Origin of the sequence: Flavobacterium sp. 28YEA47A (assembly GCF_041262125.1) — a bacterium.
Classification (GTDB): Bacteria; Bacteroidota; Bacteroidia; order Flavobacteriales; family Flavobacteriaceae; genus Flavobacterium.
Genome location: NZ_JBGCCI010000006.1, coordinates 203,810 through 220,480, shown reverse-complemented (window position 1 = coordinate 220,480; position 16,671 = coordinate 203,810). Strand labels below are relative to the sequence as shown.

The window sequence follows — 16,671 nt, the reverse complement described above, 5'->3', positions numbered from 1 at the left end:
CCTAAAAAGTAAAAGAAAATGAGCTTATTTAACGTATATCCAATATATAACATTACACCAACCAAAGCCTTAGGAGCCAAAGTATGGGACGACAAAAACCAGGAATATCTTGATTTTTATGGCGGTCATGGCGTGATATCGGTAGGACATTCGCATCCAGACTATGTGAAAGCCATCCAGTCACAGGTTGAAAAAATAGGGTTTTATTCTAATTCAATTCAAAATCCGTTACAAGAGACCTTTGCAAAGAAATTAGGTGAACTATCAGCCTATCCTGATTATAGTGTGTTTTTATGCAATTCAGGTGCAGAAGCCAATGAAAATGCACTAAAACTGGCCTCTTTTTATAATAAAAAATCAAAAGTGATTGCTTTTCATAAAAGCTTTCACGGACGAACTTCTGCTGCTGTTGCCGTAACCGACAATCCATCTATCATAGCGCCAATTAACGCCAATCATGAGGTTCTGTTTTTACCGCTAAACGATATGGAATTGGTTAAAAAAGCAGTTTCAGAAAATAAAATCTCAGCAATCATTATTGAAGGAATCCAAGGTGTTGGCGGGCTTGACGAAGGAACTACCGGGTTTTTTCAAGGATTAGAAGAAATCTGCAATACCAATAACATTATCCTGATTTTAGATGAAATCCAAAGCGGCTACGGGCGTTCCGGAAAGTTCTTTGCGCACCAGCACCACAACATCAAGCCTGATATTATTACGATGGCAAAAGGCATGGGTAACGGATTTCCTATTGGCGGGCTGCTTATCAGTCCAAAATTCACTGCCTCTTTTGGCTTGCTTGGAACCACTTTTGGCGGTAACCATCTTGCCTGCGCATCTGCATTAGCAGTTTTAGAAATAATCGAAAAAGAAGCCGTTTTAGAAAATGTAAAAAAACAATCCGGTTATTTTATCGAGGTGGTTTCAAAAATCCCTCAGGTAAAAAAGATAAAAGGAAAAGGCCTGATGCTGGGTCTGGAGTTTGATTTTGATGTTACAGAACTGCGTAAGAAATTGGTTTATGAGCAATTTATCTTTACAGGAAATGCTTCCCAAAAAAATCTGCTAAGGATACTTCCGCCACTTCTTATCACTGAAACCGAAATTGACCGATTTGTTATCGGACTAAAAAATGCATTGCAATCTTTAAATTAAAACAAAATGAAAAAGTTCACTACTGTAGACGATATAAATGATTTGGACGAACTGATTTTAACTGCCAAAAAAATCAAATCTGATCCATTTGGAAATCCCGATTTGGGTAAAAATAAAACGCTGGGCCTGTTGTTTTTCAACCCAAGTCTCAGAACAAGATTAAGTACACAAAAAGCCGCTTTAAATCTTGGAATGGACTGTATCGTGATGAACCTCAACACAGAAGGTTGGTCGCTAGAATTTGAAGACGGTACGATTATGGACGGCAATAAAGCAGAACACATCAAAGAAGCAGCGCAAGTTATTTCTCAATACTGTGATATTGTTGGCGTAAGGAGCTTCCCTACCCTGACCGATAAAGAAAAAGACGAAGAAGAACAAGTCATCAGCGCTTTTACAAAATATGCTTCTGTTCCGGTAATCAGCCTGGAAGGTGCGACTGAACATCCGCTTCAGGCCGTTGCAGATGCACTGACCATTCAGGAATACAAAACCAAAAGAAAACCCAAAGTAGTCCTGACGTGGGCTCCGCATCCTAAGGCTTTGCCTCATGCCGTGCCGAATTCTTTTGTCAAGATTATGAAACTTTCCGGTTATGAGCTTGTAATTGCACATCCCGAAGGTTATGAACTAAATCCTGAAATCACTAAAGGAGCAACAATCACAAACGATCAGGATGAGGCTTTCAAAAATGCCGATTTTATCTATGCTAAGAACTGGAGCGCTTATAACGATTATGGAAAAATCCTTTCTAAAGACATGGATTGGACCGTCACGCAAGAAAAAATGGAACTAACAGCTAATGCCAAATTCCTACATTGCCTTCCGGTTAGAAGAAATATGATTGTTTCTGATGAAGTTTTAGATGGTGACAGCTCTATTGTTATTTCACAGGCCAATAACAGAACTTTTGCTGCACAGGCAGTATTGACAAAAATTCTGGAAGATGGAAAATAAACCTAGTCTTAGTATTGTAAAAATCGGTGGTAACGTTATTGATAACGAACAGCTCTTATCAGAATTCCTTACTGATTTTTCCGAACTGGAAGGACATAAAATCTTGGTGCATGGCGGAGGAAAAAAAGCCAGCGAAATAGCCGAGAAACTAGGATTAAAACCTTCTTTTTCAAACGGAAGAAGAATTACTGACAAAGCCATGCTCGATGTTGCAGTCATGACTTATTCTGGTTTATTGAATAAGCAGATTGTAGCTAAGCTGCAACAATTAGGCACAAACAGCATGGGATTTTCCGGTGCGGATGGTAACCTCATCCAATCGGAAAAAAGGAAAAATATGGAAATCGATTTTGGATATGTAGGCGATGTAATTCATGTAAATAACAAGCTGATTTCTGCATTGTTATTGCAAAACTGCTTACCCGTTTTTTCTGCTATCACACATGACGGAAAAGGCCAGTTATTAAATACAAATGCCGATACGATTGCCGCAGAAATTGCCATTTCCTTATCCAAAGAATATGATGTGGAACTGATCTATTGTTTTGAGAAAAAAGGCGTTTTACTTGATCCTGAGGAGGAAAATTCTGTTATTGAAGTTCTTGATTTTGAAAAATACGAAATCTTGAAAAACGACCAGACAATCCATTCGGGAATGTTGCCAAAACTAGAAAATTGCTTCAAATCATTAAACAATGGCGTTCATACTATTGTAATTGGAAATCAAAAAGCACTGAAAAATAAGGCAACTGCTACCCAAATAAAATTATAAAGAGAAAAACCATGACGCATAAAAGCATCGAAATATTGACCACCGAAGCCATCAGTTTATTAAAACAGCTTATCGAGACGCCGTCTTTTTCATCGGAAGAAGCCCAAACAGCACTTTTGCTGGAAAGCTGGTTTCAAAATAATTCCATTCCGTTTCAAAGAGAAAACAACAATGTCTGGGCTGTAAATTTGCATTTTGACGCATCAAAACCTACACTACTTCTGAATTCTCATCATGATACGGTAAAACCAAACGAAGGCTATACTTTAAATCCGTTTGAGGCTATTGAAAAAGATGGAAAATTATTTGGTCTCGGGAGCAATGATGCCGGTGGCTGCCTTGTGTCTTTACTGGCTACGTTCACTCATTTTTATGCTCATGAGAATCTTCCTTACAATCTTTTATTTGCCGGAACCGCCGAAGAAGAAAGCAGCGGTCCAAACGGGTTGAATGGCTTATTGAAGCATCTTCCCGAAATTGAATGCGCCATTGTGGGCGAACCAACGCAGATGCAGCTGGCAATTGCAGAAAAGGGACTTCTTGTTCTGGATATCATTATTCCCGGAACAGCGAGCCATGCGGCACATCAAAATACAGACAACCCTATTTACAATGCACTTTCTGCTATTGAATGGTTCAGGACATATGAATTTGAAAAGATATCTGAAGTATTAGGTCCTGTAAAAATGACCGTTACACAGATCAATGCCGGAAAACAACACAATGTAGTACCTTCAGAATGCAGCCTCGTTGTAGATATTCGTGTAAACGATTGCTATTCTAATGAAGAAATCCTGAAAATCGTTCAGCAGCATATCAAAGGAAAAATAAGCCCGAGGTCGATGAACCTGAACGCTTCTTCGATTGACAAAAATCATCCTTTGGTACAGGCTGGGATTTCTTTGGGAAGAAAAACATACGGCTCACCTACGCTGTCTGACCAATCCGTTTTGAATTGCCAATCCATGAAACTAGGACCTGGCGATTCGCTACGTTCGCATACTGCTAATGAATTTATTTATCTGGAAGAAATAAGGGAAGGTATTCACTTATACACCAAAATTTTATCAGATTTTTTTAATCTAAACAACACAATTACCTAAACAACACAACACTATGAAACTTTGGGAAAAAGGAATACCTACCGACCAGAAAATAGATCTTTTTACGGTTGGAAACGACAGGGAACTGGATTTAGTCCTGGCAAAATATGATGCCTTGGGTTCTATTGCACATGCCAAAATGTTGGGTAAAATAAACATCCTGACTGAAAAGGAAACAACCGACTTGGTACTGGCTTTAGAAGATATTCTGGCACAGATAAGACAAGGAAACTTTACGATTGAAGATACTTTTGAAGATGTACATTCTAAAATAGAATATCTTTTGACAGAAAAATTAGGTGAAGCCGGGAAAAAAATCCATACGGCTCGTTCCAGAAACGATCAGGTTTTGGTGGATATCCACCTTTATCTGAAAGAGGAAATCACATCGGTCAAAAAATTGACAAAGGAACTTTTCGATTTGCTGATTTTACTGAGCAAAAAACATGAAGATATCATTCTTCCCGGCTACACACATTTGCAGATTGCTATGCCATCTTCTTTTGGAATGTGGTTTTCTGCCTATGCTGAATTACTTATTGACGATATGGTTATGCTAAATGCGGCGCAAAAAATAGTAGACCAAAATCCGTTGGGTTCTGCTGCCGGATATGGAAGTTCCTTTCCGATTGACAGGACATTTACCACTCAGGAATTAGGTTTTTCAATATTGAAATACAATTCCGTAGCTGCGCAAATGAGTCGTGGAAAAGCGGAGAAAACAGTTTCATTCGCATTTTCCGGATTGGCTGCAACCTTATCCAAACTTGCTATGGATGTTTGCCTGTATATGAGCCAGAATTTTAACTTTATAAGCCTTCCGAACCATCTGACAACAGGCTCCAGTATCATGCCTCACAAGAAAAACCCGGATGTTTTTGAACTTATCAGGGCAAAATGTAATAAAATACAGGCTTTGCCGTATGAAATCACGTTGCTTACAAACAATTTGCCAAGCGGCTATCACAGAGATTTCCAATTATTAAAAGAAGGACTTTTTCCTGCTATCCAGAATTTAAAATCATGTCTGGAAATTGCCTGTTTTTCTTTAAAAGACATTCAGGTCAATACGTCTATACTTGATGATAAAAAATACGATTATCTGTTTACAGTTGATAATTTGAACGAACTGGTTCAACAGGGAATTCCGTTCAGAGATGCTTATAAAATCATTGCTACGCAAATTGAAGAAGGCAACTACGAACCTTCAAAAAAAACAGTGCATACACATGAAGGTAGTATCAATAATTTATGTTTGGAGGAGATTGTTTTGAAGATGGAGGAAAATAGGTGCTGAGGCAGTAAGGTTCTGAGGTGCTAAGGTTTTAAGAGCTTGAGGTATAAAGTTTATATTATACAAATCTTGTTTTCCCATTGTAAAACAGATGACTATCATTCATAAAACTCAAAAAACTCGGCACCTTAGAGCCTTAGTACCTGTTTTATCTAAATAATAAATAAAAACTTATTTCAATAACTTTCCCATTTACGAATAAAACACAAAACGATAGAACCTCAGTACCTTAGCACCTCTTTTACAGCTTATTCTCCAAAGCCTCTGCATCAATAGCACTATGCGAAACATCATAAACTGATTTCCCATTTTTAATCAGCAGTAATTGAGGCGACTGATGGATCACATGGAAACGTTGTGCGATTTCATTTGAAATATCACGGTAATTCAAGAGATCCAAAAAGTAAAGCGATGCATCATTATTGTCTGCTTTATATTCTCTTTCAAAATTCTTCAGTGCCATCCTGCTGATGCTACAGCGCGTGCTATGCTTAAAGATAACTACCGGCTTTTCTTCCGACTCTTCTATGATAGAATCCAATTGTTTTAATTCTGTTAAATCATTCCAATTGAAGCCAATTTGATTCGTATCTTTATTATCTGATTTATCTGTATTACCAAAAAATTTATCAAAAAAACTCATTTCGTCAGGATTTAAGACTTTTTGTCTTGTTAAATTAATAAAAACACTCTGTTTTAAGCCATTTTGTCAGATTTCCCCTATTGGAATATAAATTGAGATGACTTTATCAAATTTAAAAATTTAATCTATGAACTTTAATAATTTTACCATAAAATCTCAAGAAGCAATCCAAAGGGCTCAGCAAATTGCTCAAAGTTTTGGAAACCAACAGATTGAAAACGAACATATCGTAAAGGCAATCTTTGAAGTAGATGAAAACGTTACTCCGTTCCTGCTTAAAAAACTCAATGTAAATCTGGGGCTTTTACAGCAGATTTTGGATAGTACGCTGCAATCCTTCCCGAAAGTTTCAGGAGGTGATATCATGCTTTCCAGAGAAGCATCGAGCACGTTGAGTAATGCCGCTACCATTGCCAAAAAGATGAATGATGAATTTGTATCTATCGAACATCTTTTATTGGCTATTTTCAATTCAAAAAGTAAAATCGCTCAAATTTTAAAAGACCAGGGAGTTACTGAAAAAGGGCTAAAAGCCGCTATTGATGAACTCCGTAAGGGTGATAGAGTTACTTCAGCTTCGGCCGAAGAAACGTATAATTCTTTAAACAAATACGCTAAAAACCTAAACGAACTGGCTAGTAGCGGAAAACTCGATCCTGTTATTGGTAGAGATGAAGAAATCCGCAGGGTTTTGCAAATTCTAACGAGAAGGACAAAAAATAACCCTATGCTTGTTGGAGAACCAGGTGTTGGTAAAACGGCAATTGCCGAAGGACTTGCACACAGAATTGTTGATGGTGACGTACCTGAAAACCTAAAAGACAAGATTGTTTACTCTTTGGATATGGGAGCTTTAATTGCCGGTGCCAAATACAAAGGAGAATTTGAGGAAAGGCTGAAATCGGTTGTAAAAGAAGTAACATCAGCAGAAGGCGATATTGTCCTTTTCATTGACGAAATCCATACTCTGGTAGGTGCCGGAGGTGGTGAAGGCGCAATGGATGCCGCTAACATATTGAAACCTGCCCTGGCTCGTGGCGAATTAAGGGCTATAGGTGCAACAACATTAGACGAATATCAAAAATATTTTGAAAAAGATAAGGCATTAGAAAGACGTTTCCAAAAAGTTATGGTTGATGAACCGGATACAGAAAGTGCTATTTCTATCTTGCGTGGTATCAAAGAAAAGTATGAAACGCACCATCAGGTTCGTATTAAAGACGATGCTATTATTGCTGCTGTAGAATTGTCACAGCGATATATAACCAATCGTTTTCTTCCAGACAAGGCCATCGACTTAATGGACGAAGCGGCCTCTAAGCTCCGAATGGAAATTAATTCAAAACCGGAAGAACTCGACGTTTTGGATAGAAAAATAATGCAGCTTGAAATCGAAATGGAAGCTATCAAACGCGAAAATGACGAAAATAAGTTGAAAAGTCTGGGCTTGGAATTGGCAAACCTAAAAGAAGAACGCAACGAGATTTTTGCCAAATGGAAAAGCGAGAAAGACATTGTTGATAATGTTCAGGCTACCAAAACAGAAATCGAGAATTTCAAATTGGAAGCGGAAAGAGCAGAACGTGAAGGCGATTATGGAAAAGTAGCCGAATTGCGTTACGGAAAAATCAAAGAAGCCCAGGAGCGATTGGATATTTTCCAAAAGCAATTACAAGAAAACGAAGGCCATTCTTTGATTAAAGAAGAAGTAACCCGTGAAGATATTGCTGAGGTTGTTGCCAAATGGACAGGGATACCGGTAATGAAAATGCTGCAAGGAGAAAGAGAAAAACTACTCCACCTTGAAGAAGAACTGCATAAAAGAGTTGTAGGCCAGGAAGAAGCTATTGAAGCAGTAAGTGATGCCGTAAGAAGAAGCCGTGCCGGATTACAAGACATTAAAAAACCTATTGGTTCTTTCCTATTCCTGGGAACAACCGGTGTAGGGAAAACAGAATTGGCAAAAGCATTGGCATCCTACTTGTTTGATGATGAAAATGCCATGACAAGAATCGACATGAGCGAATATCAGGAAAGACACAGCGTTAGCCGTTTGGTTGGTGCACCTCCGGGATATGTAGGTTATGATGAAGGTGGACAATTGACAGAAGCAGTTCGAAGAAAGCCATATTCTGTTGTCTTGCTTGATGAAATTGAAAAAGCGCATCCCGATACTTTCAACATTTTATTGCAAGTATTGGATGAAGGACGTCTGACGGATAACAAAGGTCGTTTAGCCGATTTTAAGAATACGATTATTATCATGACTTCTAACATGGGAAGCTCTATCATACAAGAGAAATTCGAGAACCTGAAAGGGAATGTCGAAAGTGCTATTGAAGCGGCCAAAGTTGAAGTGCTTGCTTTATTGAAGCAAACCGTACGTCCTGAATTTATCAACAGGATTGATGATATTGTGATGTTTACACCGCTGAATGAGAGCAACATTAAAGAAATTGTGGGACTTCAGTTGAAATCCATTACTAAGATGCTGGCATTGCAGAACATTACTCTCGATGCTACTCCGGAAGCCATCGATTACCTTGCTAAAAAAGGCTATGATCCGCAATTTGGTGCACGACCGGTAAAAAGAGTTGTCCAGAAAGAAGTCTTGAATGAGCTTTCGAAAGAAATACTTTCAGGAAAAGTTACAACAGACAGTATTATCCTTTTGGACAGTTTTGACGGAAAACTGGTCTTTAGAAACCAAACGGAACTGGCAAGCGAATAAAGTAAGTTGTCTCAATAAAAAAAGCCTAACCAAATAAATTGGTTAGGCTTTTTTGCTGAGAAGAATTTCGCTGTTAACGTGTGCTTCTCTGCGGATAATATTGCCTTACGGTACGGATTCCATAATGCTTCCTTTTTCCGAAACTTCGTTTTTTTCTGAAAAAGTTTATAATGCAATATCCATTTACAATAAAAGAGCAAATAAATAGCAATATGAAACCTCCTTTGAGCAATAAGCTGGCCATTTCTGAAGAATTATCTGCAAATCTTCCAGGAAGTGCATAACCAGAAATTAACAGGCCAACTGTGGAAATGGCAAAGGTTAAACGGTTCATATTAAGTCAAGTTTAAATTGGTGGCAAATTATCAAACAGCAGCCCTCAAGTATTCGTATTCAAATTCCTCATGGTGGTCATAAGCAATTTCCAGAATATCAATTTCATTATAAGCTACTTCACCGTCAGTGTCCTCTATGACACATATACCCAAAACCTCGAAAGGTCTTTCAATTTGCATATTATTGCTAACAATGTATTCCATCGCCAGCTCGTCAAAATTTTTAGGATGTAATACAAGCATTACACTATCCGTTAATTCGTTTTCAATGATAAATTCTTTGATGCCTAATAATGTGATTAGATTTTTCATAATGCTGTGATTTGGTTAGGTTAGTAATCATTTTAGGTTGGTGTGTTTACAAATTTGGCTTTTTAAATTTACAAATACCATTATGAAGTATTAAATTTTATGCAAAAAACAATTAAAAAAATGTTAAAAACGTAGAAAAAACCTTAAGTTTTATACTATAAAATTTAAGTTTATATAATTCCCATTTTTAACAATTCTGAAACAGGCAATCGCTTGTAAAAAATCATCTAAAATATAGTCCACTAGTAAGTGAAATCTTTTAAACATTGTCTTGTTGTAAATAATGCCAAACAATATTTTTTATCCCTTCATAAAACCTTGATTTTTAATAGGGAAGAAAAATAATACAAAAAAAGATGTTAAAATCTATTACCAAAAAGCAACCTTTTCATTTTAATACATCTTCAAATAAAAACAACTTAAAATTTTTTAACTATGAAAAAGTTTGCATTAAAAACAATGGCATTAGTTTTGTTCGTTTCAACGGCTCTTACTTCTTGCAGTAACGATGACAATTCTAAAAACTCACAAACTACGCAAAAAGAATTTACAACTGCAGTGACTGGTCCTACTACAGGAGCTAAGAATCAAGAAATCACTTTGACTGTGACCCATGTTGTTGATAATAATTGTGGTACGTTCAACAGATTTATACAGTCTACAAGCGGAAACACCAAAACTATTGAGGTAGAAGTAAAATACACTGGAACAAACTGCGGAACAACACCATCAACCAAAACTCAACCGTACAAGTTTACTGTTAGTCAAAATGGTACTTATGTGTTTAAGTTCAAAAAAAGCGCAACAGAGTTTATTACACACAGTGTTGTAATACAATAATTTCTGTCCAAAAAAAAAATTGTAAAACACCAGCCTGCTCGCTGGTGTTTTTTTGTTCTTATTTTTGCCTAGTATTATCTAAAATCAAGCCTGCATGAATATTGTCCTTAAAAATAAAGAACTAACGGCTACTATCAATACAAAAGGAGCCGAATTGATTTCATTAAAGAAAAATACCAGAGAATATATTTGGGAAGGAAATCCTAAATTTTGGGACAAGCATTCCCCTATTTTATTTCCCATTGTTGGAACGCTAAAAAACGGTCAATACAATTACGCAGATAAGCAATATGAATTATCAAGACACGGATTTGCCAGGGATAATGATTTCCAGGTCAATGAAACTTTTCAAGATAAGGTCGTATTTTCTTTTTCATCTTCCGAAGAAACTGCAAAACAATATCCTTTTGACTTTGAATTAAAAATAATCTACCGGCTTGAAGAGGACAATCTTACCTTACAATATGAAGTGACAAATAATGGTATTTCTGATATGCCATTTTCTATTGGTGGCCATCCAGCATTTGCGCTTGCAAACAATTTTGAGAGCTATTCGCTGTTTTTTGAAAATGAGGAATCCCTTATCACCTATTCACTAGAAAACAATTTGCTTTCCGACCACATTACAGTACTAAAACTACCCAACGGAAAGTTACCGCTGAATTATTCTCTATTTGAAAATGATGCCCTGATAATTAAAAAACTGGAATCAAAAAAAATTCAAATCCTCGAAAACAATAAGCCGTTAGTGGAAGTTGTATTACATAATTTCCCAAATCTTGGAATCTGGACAAAAAACGATGCTCCTTTTATCTGCCTGGAACCTTGGTTTGGCTATTCCGATACCTTACAAAGCAATGGCAATTTATTTGAAAAAGAAGGAATTATCATTCTCTCTCCAAGAAAAACATTCCAAGCGTCTTTCAATATAAAAATCTATTGATTACTTAACCCAAAAAAAGCAATTCCGGCGAACATCCGAAACATTATCTCGCTACATTTGCAAAAATTGATTCCATAAGAATGAAAAAGTATTTATCGCTCTTGTTTCTTGCAAGCACATTCCTTTCCTACAGCCAGACCTATGTAAAATTTAATGGAGCTTCAGCTTTGGCGCTTATTCCGAATATAGGTATCGAAACCAGTATTGGAAAAAAAATGACATTCCAGCTTGATGCAACGGCCTCATTTTGGGAATCTGTAAACGATGCTCCATTCAAAGCGGTAATCCTGACGCCAGAAGTACGCTATCATTTCAGGGAAAAAAATAACGGGTTTTATGTTGGAGCTAATATAAGCGGAGGCGCATTTGAACTCCAAAAGTATGGCTATAAGGATACGGATTTTTACCAGAAAGGTTATAATTATATGTTAGGAGTAACGCTTGGCTACCAATGGAAACTAAGTGATAAATGGGCATTGGATCTTTTTGTTGGCGGTGGACATCAAGAAGCATTTTATAAAGGATATTTATTGTCAACCGGAGAACGATATGATACATGGATACATGATTATAATAAAAGCGGTGAATGGATCTTATATAGAGGAGGTTTGATGATTGCCTACAAAATAAAATAAGAAATACTATTTGGAAGATTTTTCTGTTATATTTGATATATAGATTTATATCATGACAGAATTTGAGAAACAGTTTCAGGAAATCAAAAGTTTCTTGGATTTTGAAGATTATTCGCTACTTACCAAAAGAATAATCGATCTGACGCTCGACACGGAAGACATTTCTTTTTATCAAAAAACCAATGAGTTATTGGACTGGCTCGACCAGAATGAAAATAACATTGATCTAAAAAAGCAACGTTTTGCACTGCTGCTGGAGGAACTTTACCAACAGTTAAAAAATAAAACTGTTCCTGAAAAGCAAATTCTTGTCACTGCAGAAAACCTCAAAAAAACCTACGGAAATGCAAGTTTTTCGCTTGGTCCAATACACTTAGAACTCAGTCAGGGAGAAATCCTAGGTCTTGTAGGTGAAAACGGCAACGGAAAAACCACCCTACTCCGACTTCTTTGCGGAGAATTATTTGCAACTTCAGGAAAACTAGGCTATAATTTTGATTTTAACGACGCCTATGATTTAAGGACACAGCTAGTTTACATTCCGCAAAGAACCGCAACCTGGCATGGCTCAATGTTTGAAAATCTTCAGTTTACAGCCTCTAGCTATGGCTATAAACCGGAAGAGAATAAATTAATCGTAGAATTAATCATTGCCCGGCTAAACTTAAGAAAATACCGAAATCATAGCTGGAAGAGCTTATCATCCGGATACAAAATGCGTTTTGAACTGGCAAGAATGCTTTTAAGAAAACCAAAAATATTGCTGATTGACGAGCCTCTTGCCAATCTTGATATACTTGCCCAGCAAACCGTACTGGAAGATTTCAGGGCGATTGCAAAATCACCTTTCCGTCCAATTGGAATCGTATTGAGCTCACAACAGTTGTATGAAGTCGAAAAAACTTCGGATCAGGTGATTTTTCTAAAAAATGGAGAACAGAAAAATCTTCATTCAAAAGCTGCTCCGCAAGAAACAGAAAAAACAGAAGAAGAGTTTCTTATTATTGAATTTGAAAGCGAATGGTCGCAAAACCAGCTTAATGATGTTTTATCAAGCGACTTAATTTCTCTTAAATTTAACGGAGGTACTTACATAGCAACATTTTCTGCAACTATGGATACTTACGATTTCTTGAGAATCATTACAGAAAAGCAGATTCCGCTTCAATATTTCAGAAATATTTCAAAATCTACCCGAAGATTCTTCGTTTCCTAAAAACTCAACGTTATGTTTGCCAATATTCAAAAAAAACTCCTGCTTACACATCCATTACTTTGGAACAGTAAAATTGCCTTGTTTTCGCTACTGACGCTGATTTTCCATCTTATCTTTTTCCTTTTGGGATATTCAAAAGGAGAAATCGATTTTACGGATTCAAATAACTTTTATGATTACGGAGTAGATAACACAATTATTGTATTTGTCAGCGTGCTGATAAGTATTCTTATGTTTATTATCTGGCTCGTTTACTATTCGCGAAACAATGCTTTTAAATCTTTTTATCCCAAAGGAAAGTTTTCACTATACAAAGAATGGCTACTGATTTTGTCATTCTGCATTTTGAACTCCACCTATGCGGCTTCCTTTTTCTATGCACAGGATCTCAAAGCAAGGAATTATTTTTCTGAAAAAGAACTTAGCAAACGACTTGAAATCATTAGTCTTTCTTCATTATTTGTTGAAGGTCCGTATCGCGAAAGCAATTTTATTACCGAGTACAAAGAGGGGAAATACGTCCAAATAGAAAGAGATTCATTCCATTACGGTTCCAGAAATTATTCGCTTAAATCATTAATGAATAAACAACTCCAGGGCTTTACTTATTTTAATGATGCGAAAGATTCTTTAATGGAACTTAAAGGCAAACGATGGCTTATTGAAAACAAAAAGAATTCCATACAGTTGTTGTTTAAAGAATTTTTCAAAATATCGAAAGAACACAACCTGTCTTCAAACATTACTCCTGAAAAATGGTTCGAACTAATTTATGATTATCCTGAATTCACAAAATATATTAATGTTGGAAAAACCAGTAAAGAGACCAGCCAAAATTACAATTACTATGAAGGTGTAAATGTTAACTATAGCGACGAAGTTGTAGACGAATCTGGAGCAACTGTTCTTGACACGTTATCAAAGACTATCAAGGTTGTTGATGGACAAGAATATATTTATTCAAAATACTATGTACCGTTTAATGCATTGACAAAATCGTATGGAAAAATTTCCAGAGCCTATGAAAACCCAGTAGTCAATTTAGAGTTTATCATGAGCCTTTTTTATCTTGCGATAGGCCTGTCACTCTGTGTCTTTTCTTTTAAGATTACATCGGGTAGAAACTGGCTGATTGCTTTCGTAACGCTTGGACTTTTCGGAATTATTAGCGGAATTATTTCAGTAGTAATCAGCCATAGCATGACTTTCCCGATTATTTATATACTGTTGTTTTTAGGATTGCTATTCTATTTTGCTATTATCCTTAAAGCTAAAGAAAGTAAAGGAATTACGGGAATCACGATCAATCAGACTTTATGGCTTATGCCGGCTATTATTCCTATAAGTTATGCTGTCTTGCTAGATATTCTCAAACGTACTTCAGGTTACTATCATTCCTATACCTATGGAGCGGATGGGATGAAAAGAAAGCAATTTCCGCGAATAGAATGGCTGGAAGAACATTATATTCACATGTTTGTTCTGAATATAGTATTTATCTTTTTATTTATGCTTCTGTTTTCGATATATATAAAAAAATGGAAAGGCATTGCCGAGGCCTAAAAAGTGCGAGCTGGAAAACCGGCTCGCACTTTTTTTATTTGGTAAATTTAGGAAGCGTCTTGATATAAAGCTGTTCGACCTTAGCCCTGGCCCAATCCGTCTTTCTTAAAAAAGTAAGGCTTGATTTGATGCTCGGATCAGCAGTAAAGCATTTTATTTTTATCAATTCGCCTAAAGTATCGAATCCATAAAAATCGACCAGCTGTTCCAACATCTTTTGTAACGTGATTCCGTGAAGCGGATTATTGGGTTGTTTGTTTTCCATCTGACAAAAATACGTATTTCAAAAATTAGTTTAATTTTATAGAAAGCAAAACGCAATGAAAAAATTTTGTCTTATCCTTTTCTTCCTGATTATGCAAACTGTTTCAGCCCAAAACCCAGCAACAACTACACTTTATCTGATTCGTCATGCAGAAAAAGCTGATCTTTCAAGCAATCCGGAACTTTCAGACGCAGGAATAAAAAGAGCCAAAAACTGGGCAGTTTATTTTGAGAAAACACCAATTGATCTATTTTATACGACTATGTATAAAAGAACACAGCAGACCTGTTCCACTATTGCAGCAACCAAACAAAAAGACATTCTTTTTTACAAACCCGATGCGATGGACTTAAAAAAGATAATTGCCGAAAACGGGGGAAAGACACTACTGATTGTTGGTCATAGCAATACGATTCCCAACTACATCAACAAACTTCTGGGTACAGAAAAATACGAAGATATACCAGAATCTGAATTTGGTAATTTATACCGTATAACCGTTACTGGCGAAAAGATTTCCGACGAATTGATACATCCATAAAAGAAAAGACTGCTTTTTCAAGCAGTCTTTTCCATCTAAAAACTAAAAAAGAGGTCTCTAAAATTTCATTCCTACACCAAAACCAAGTAATAACGGATTGATTTCAACATTTGCAGGAATGCTTAACCCAGTGGCAAGATTTGACGCATCGACCGTAACGTCTGTTTTCAAAAATATTTTCTTTATATCGACATTGATAAAAAATTTATCATCTAACATCAGGTCAAAACCCACCTGAAAAGCATAACCAAAAGAATTCTCATATTCTATGCCCTTTACAGTATTACCTGCTTTTTCATTATAAAAAATCGTGTAGTTGATGCCTGCTCCTACATACGGATTGAAAATTTGATCCGGGAGGAAATGATATTGCACTGTCAATGTTGGAGGTAAGAGATAAACACTTCCTAAATTTACATCTGCTGATGTTGGCCCGCCAACTGCAGAAATATCAGAACCTACTGTATTTACATCATGTTTGGATGTTCCTAAAATCAACTCAGCCGAAATGTTTTTTGTAAAGAAATACGTAAAATCAAGTTCCGGAATAAATGTATTGGAAATCTTTGCATCTCCGCCAATGATTCCAATTTTAGCACTTTCATCAGGCACAACACCTACACCTCTGACACGAATCTGCCACTTTTTGAAATCTACCTTATTTTCTTCTTGAGCGTTTGCTAAATTTGTTCCGAATGCCGTTAGCGCGATTACAGCTAAAACTATTTTTTTCATCATTATCAGTTTTAAATTATAATCCAAAAGTAGTAGGGAAATAAAACGTAAAGACTGACAAAAATCATAGTCTGAAAAATATTATCTAACAATTTCTTAACCCTAATTGGGATTTACTTAAATGTTCCTACATTTGCAATCCTATGTTGAAAACAATTAATATATTAAACAAAAGAGCTCGTTTCGATTATGAAATAATCGAAAAATATACGGCCGGAATAGTATTAACCGGAACGGAAATCAAATCTATCCGATTGGGAAAAGCCAACATTGCCGAAAGTTTTTGCGAATTCAACAATAATGAACTCTTTGCTATCAATATGTATATAGAAGAATATGCATTTGGAAATCAATTCAATCATAAAGCCCGAAGTGAAAGAAAACTTCTTTTAAATAAAAGAGAACTCAAAACACTTTCGAGAAGCGTACAGACAAAAGGATTGACCATAGTTCCTTTACGACTGTTCACTAATGAAAAAGGATTGGCCAAATTGGATATTGCACTGGCGCGAGGGAAAAAGACCTATGACAAAAGAGAATCTCTGAAGGAACAGGATACCAAAAGAGATTTGGACAGAATAAAAAAGTCGTTCTGATAGAGAACGATTTTTTTTCTCTAAAAAAATGACTA

18 protein-coding genes are annotated in these 16,671 nt (G+C 36.3%); 13 read left to right on the top strand and 5 right to left on the bottom strand.

Annotated features, from left to right (window positions below; genetic code table 11):
• Window positions 1–18 precede the first annotated feature (18 nt).
• From ABH942_RS10790 to argH, 5 genes are read left to right on the top strand one after another with little or no spacing between them, the layout of a single operon-like run.
• Window positions 19–1,155, top strand: coding sequence for an aspartate aminotransferase family protein (locus ABH942_RS10790; RefSeq protein WP_370031845.1), 1,137 nt, complete (start codon window positions 19–21; stop codon window positions 1,153–1,155).
• A 6-nt stretch (window positions 1,156–1,161) separates the two neighbouring features.
• Window positions 1,162–2,112, top strand: a complete 951-nt coding sequence (locus tag ABH942_RS10785; protein WP_370031843.1) for an N-acetylornithine carbamoyltransferase — start codon at window positions 1,162–1,164, stop codon at window positions 2,110–2,112.
• On the top strand, window positions 2,102–2,884 hold the full coding sequence (argB, locus tag ABH942_RS10780; RefSeq protein ID WP_370031841.1) for an acetylglutamate kinase: 783 nt from the start codon (window positions 2,102–2,104) through the stop codon (window positions 2,882–2,884). Before ABH942_RS10785 ends, argB begins: the two co-directional genes overlap by 11 nt.
• A gap of 11 nt (window positions 2,885–2,895) precedes the next feature.
• A complete protein-coding gene (locus ABH942_RS10775) occupies window positions 2,896–3,987 on the top strand; it encodes a M20 family metallo-hydrolase (protein WP_370031839.1) in 1,092 nt (363 codons plus the stop codon).
• A 13-nt stretch (window positions 3,988–4,000) separates the two neighbouring features.
• A complete protein-coding gene (argH, locus tag ABH942_RS10770) occupies window positions 4,001–5,284 on the top strand; it encodes an argininosuccinate lyase (RefSeq protein WP_370031837.1) in 1,284 nt (427 codons plus the stop codon).
• Window positions 5,285–5,522: 238 nt separating this feature from the next.
• On the opposite strand, the gene ytxJ is transcribed toward argH, so the two are convergent.
• Window positions 5,523–5,924 carry a bacillithiol system redox-active protein YtxJ gene (ytxJ, locus tag ABH942_RS10765; protein ID WP_370031835.1) on the bottom strand — a complete coding sequence of 134 codons (402 nt, stop codon included), beginning with the start codon at window positions 5,922–5,924 and terminating at the stop codon, window positions 5,523–5,525.
• 127 nt (window positions 5,925–6,051) lie between these two features.
• Here ytxJ and clpB point away from each other — a divergent pair, with 127 nt between their 5' ends.
• Window positions 6,052–8,655 (top strand): ATP-dependent chaperone ClpB, encoded by a 2,604-nt coding sequence (gene clpB / locus ABH942_RS10760; RefSeq protein ID WP_370031833.1) that lies wholly within the window; start codon window positions 6,052–6,054, stop codon window positions 8,653–8,655.
• A 73-nt stretch (window positions 8,656–8,728) separates the two neighbouring features.
• Here the strand turns inward: clpB and ABH942_RS10755 are convergent, their stop codons facing one another.
• Both ABH942_RS10755 and ABH942_RS10750 read right to left on the bottom strand, forming a co-directional pair.
• Window positions 8,729–8,989 (bottom strand): hypothetical protein, encoded by a 261-nt coding sequence (locus ABH942_RS10755; protein WP_370031831.1) that lies wholly within the window; start codon window positions 8,987–8,989, stop codon window positions 8,729–8,731.
• A 31-nt stretch (window positions 8,990–9,020) separates the two neighbouring features.
• Window positions 9,021–9,302 carry a hypothetical protein gene (locus ABH942_RS10750; RefSeq protein WP_056065909.1) on the bottom strand — a complete coding sequence of 94 codons (282 nt, stop codon included), beginning with the start codon at window positions 9,300–9,302 and terminating at the stop codon, window positions 9,021–9,023.
• Window positions 9,303–9,737: 435 nt separating this feature from the next.
• Here ABH942_RS10750 and ABH942_RS10745 point away from each other — a divergent pair, with 435 nt between their 5' ends.
• From ABH942_RS10745 to ABH942_RS10725, 5 genes are all read left to right on the top strand, one after another.
• Window positions 9,738–10,142 carry a hypothetical protein gene (locus ABH942_RS10745; RefSeq protein ID WP_370031829.1) on the top strand — a complete coding sequence of 135 codons (405 nt, stop codon included), beginning with the start codon at window positions 9,738–9,740 and terminating at the stop codon, window positions 10,140–10,142.
• Between the two features lie 94 nt (window positions 10,143–10,236).
• Entirely contained in the window at window positions 10,237–11,085 is an 849-nt protein-coding gene (locus tag ABH942_RS10740) for an aldose 1-epimerase family protein (RefSeq protein ID WP_370031827.1), read from the top strand.
• 80 nt (window positions 11,086–11,165) lie between these two features.
• On the top strand, window positions 11,166–11,720 hold the full coding sequence (locus tag ABH942_RS10735; RefSeq protein WP_370031825.1) for a DUF3575 domain-containing protein: 555 nt from the start codon (window positions 11,166–11,168) through the stop codon (window positions 11,718–11,720).
• Window positions 11,721–11,772: 52 nt separating this feature from the next.
• Window positions 11,773–12,936 (top strand): ATP-binding cassette domain-containing protein, encoded by a 1,164-nt coding sequence (locus ABH942_RS10730; protein WP_370031823.1) that lies wholly within the window; start codon window positions 11,773–11,775, stop codon window positions 12,934–12,936.
• A gap of 12 nt (window positions 12,937–12,948) precedes the next feature.
• Complete coding sequence (locus ABH942_RS10725) at window positions 12,949–14,499, top strand: hypothetical protein (protein ID WP_370031821.1); 1,551 nt, start codon at window positions 12,949–12,951, stop codon at window positions 14,497–14,499.
• 34 nt (window positions 14,500–14,533) lie between these two features.
• On the opposite strand, the gene ABH942_RS10720 is transcribed toward ABH942_RS10725, so the two are convergent.
• On the bottom strand, window positions 14,534–14,764 hold the full coding sequence (locus ABH942_RS10720) for a VF530 family DNA-binding protein (RefSeq protein WP_370031819.1): 231 nt from the start codon (window positions 14,762–14,764) through the stop codon (window positions 14,534–14,536).
• Window positions 14,765–14,819: 55 nt separating this feature from the next.
• Between ABH942_RS10720 and ABH942_RS10715 the strand changes: the two genes are divergently transcribed.
• Window positions 14,820–15,305: a histidine phosphatase family protein gene (locus tag ABH942_RS10715; protein ID WP_370031817.1), complete on the top strand. Its 486-nt coding sequence runs from the start codon at window positions 14,820–14,822 to the stop codon at window positions 15,303–15,305.
• Window positions 15,306–15,362: 57 nt separating this feature from the next.
• Here the strand turns inward: ABH942_RS10715 and ABH942_RS10710 are convergent, their stop codons facing one another.
• Window positions 15,363–16,040: an OmpW family protein gene (locus tag ABH942_RS10710; protein WP_370031815.1), complete on the bottom strand. Its 678-nt coding sequence runs from the start codon at window positions 16,038–16,040 to the stop codon at window positions 15,363–15,365.
• Window positions 16,041–16,183: 143 nt separating this feature from the next.
• Between ABH942_RS10710 and smpB the strand changes: the two genes are divergently transcribed.
• On the top strand, window positions 16,184–16,636 hold the full coding sequence (smpB, locus tag ABH942_RS10705) for an SsrA-binding protein SmpB (protein ID WP_370031813.1): 453 nt from the start codon (window positions 16,184–16,186) through the stop codon (window positions 16,634–16,636).
• Window positions 16,637–16,671 lie beyond the last annotated feature (35 nt).

What these genes read in the sequence shown, in the direction of transcription:
- ABH942_RS10790 (WP_370031845.1), top strand. Translation starts at nt 19, where the DNA reads ATGAGCTTATTTAACGTATATCCAATATATAACATTACACCAACCAAA.
- ABH942_RS10785 (WP_370031843.1), top strand. Translation starts at nt 1,162, where the DNA reads ATGAAAAAGTTCACTACTGTAGACGATATAAATGATTTGGACGAACTG.
- argB (WP_370031841.1), top strand. Translation starts at nt 2,102, where the DNA reads ATGGAAAATAAACCTAGTCTTAGTATTGTAAAAATCGGTGGTAACGTT.
- ABH942_RS10775 (WP_370031839.1), top strand. Translation starts at nt 2,896, where the DNA reads ATGACGCATAAAAGCATCGAAATATTGACCACCGAAGCCATCAGTTTA.
- argH (WP_370031837.1), top strand. Translation starts at nt 4,001, where the DNA reads ATGAAACTTTGGGAAAAAGGAATACCTACCGACCAGAAAATAGATCTT.
- ytxJ (WP_370031835.1), bottom strand. Translation starts at nt 5,924, where the DNA reads ATGAGTTTTTTTGATAAATTTTTTGGTAATACAGATAAATCAGATAAT.
- clpB (WP_370031833.1), top strand. Translation starts at nt 6,052, where the DNA reads ATGAACTTTAATAATTTTACCATAAAATCTCAAGAAGCAATCCAAAGG.
- ABH942_RS10755 (WP_370031831.1), bottom strand. Translation starts at nt 8,989, where the DNA reads ATGAACCGTTTAACCTTTGCCATTTCCACAGTTGGCCTGTTAATTTCT.
- ABH942_RS10750 (WP_056065909.1), bottom strand. Translation starts at nt 9,302, where the DNA reads ATGAAAAATCTAATCACATTATTAGGCATCAAAGAATTTATCATTGAA.
- ABH942_RS10745 (WP_370031829.1), top strand. Translation starts at nt 9,738, where the DNA reads ATGAAAAAGTTTGCATTAAAAACAATGGCATTAGTTTTGTTCGTTTCA.
- ABH942_RS10740 (WP_370031827.1), top strand. Translation starts at nt 10,237, where the DNA reads ATGAATATTGTCCTTAAAAATAAAGAACTAACGGCTACTATCAATACA.
- ABH942_RS10735 (WP_370031825.1), top strand. Translation starts at nt 11,166, where the DNA reads ATGAAAAAGTATTTATCGCTCTTGTTTCTTGCAAGCACATTCCTTTCC.
- ABH942_RS10730 (WP_370031823.1), top strand. Translation starts at nt 11,773, where the DNA reads ATGACAGAATTTGAGAAACAGTTTCAGGAAATCAAAAGTTTCTTGGAT.
- ABH942_RS10725 (WP_370031821.1), top strand. Translation starts at nt 12,949, where the DNA reads ATGTTTGCCAATATTCAAAAAAAACTCCTGCTTACACATCCATTACTT.
- ABH942_RS10720 (WP_370031819.1), bottom strand. Translation starts at nt 14,764, where the DNA reads ATGGAAAACAAACAACCCAATAATCCGCTTCACGGAATCACGTTACAA.
- ABH942_RS10715 (WP_370031817.1), top strand. Translation starts at nt 14,820, where the DNA reads ATGAAAAAATTTTGTCTTATCCTTTTCTTCCTGATTATGCAAACTGTT.
- ABH942_RS10710 (WP_370031815.1), bottom strand. Translation starts at nt 16,040, where the DNA reads ATGAAAAAAATAGTTTTAGCTGTAATCGCGCTAACGGCATTCGGAACA.
- smpB (WP_370031813.1), top strand. Translation starts at nt 16,184, where the DNA reads ATGTTGAAAACAATTAATATATTAAACAAAAGAGCTCGTTTCGATTAT.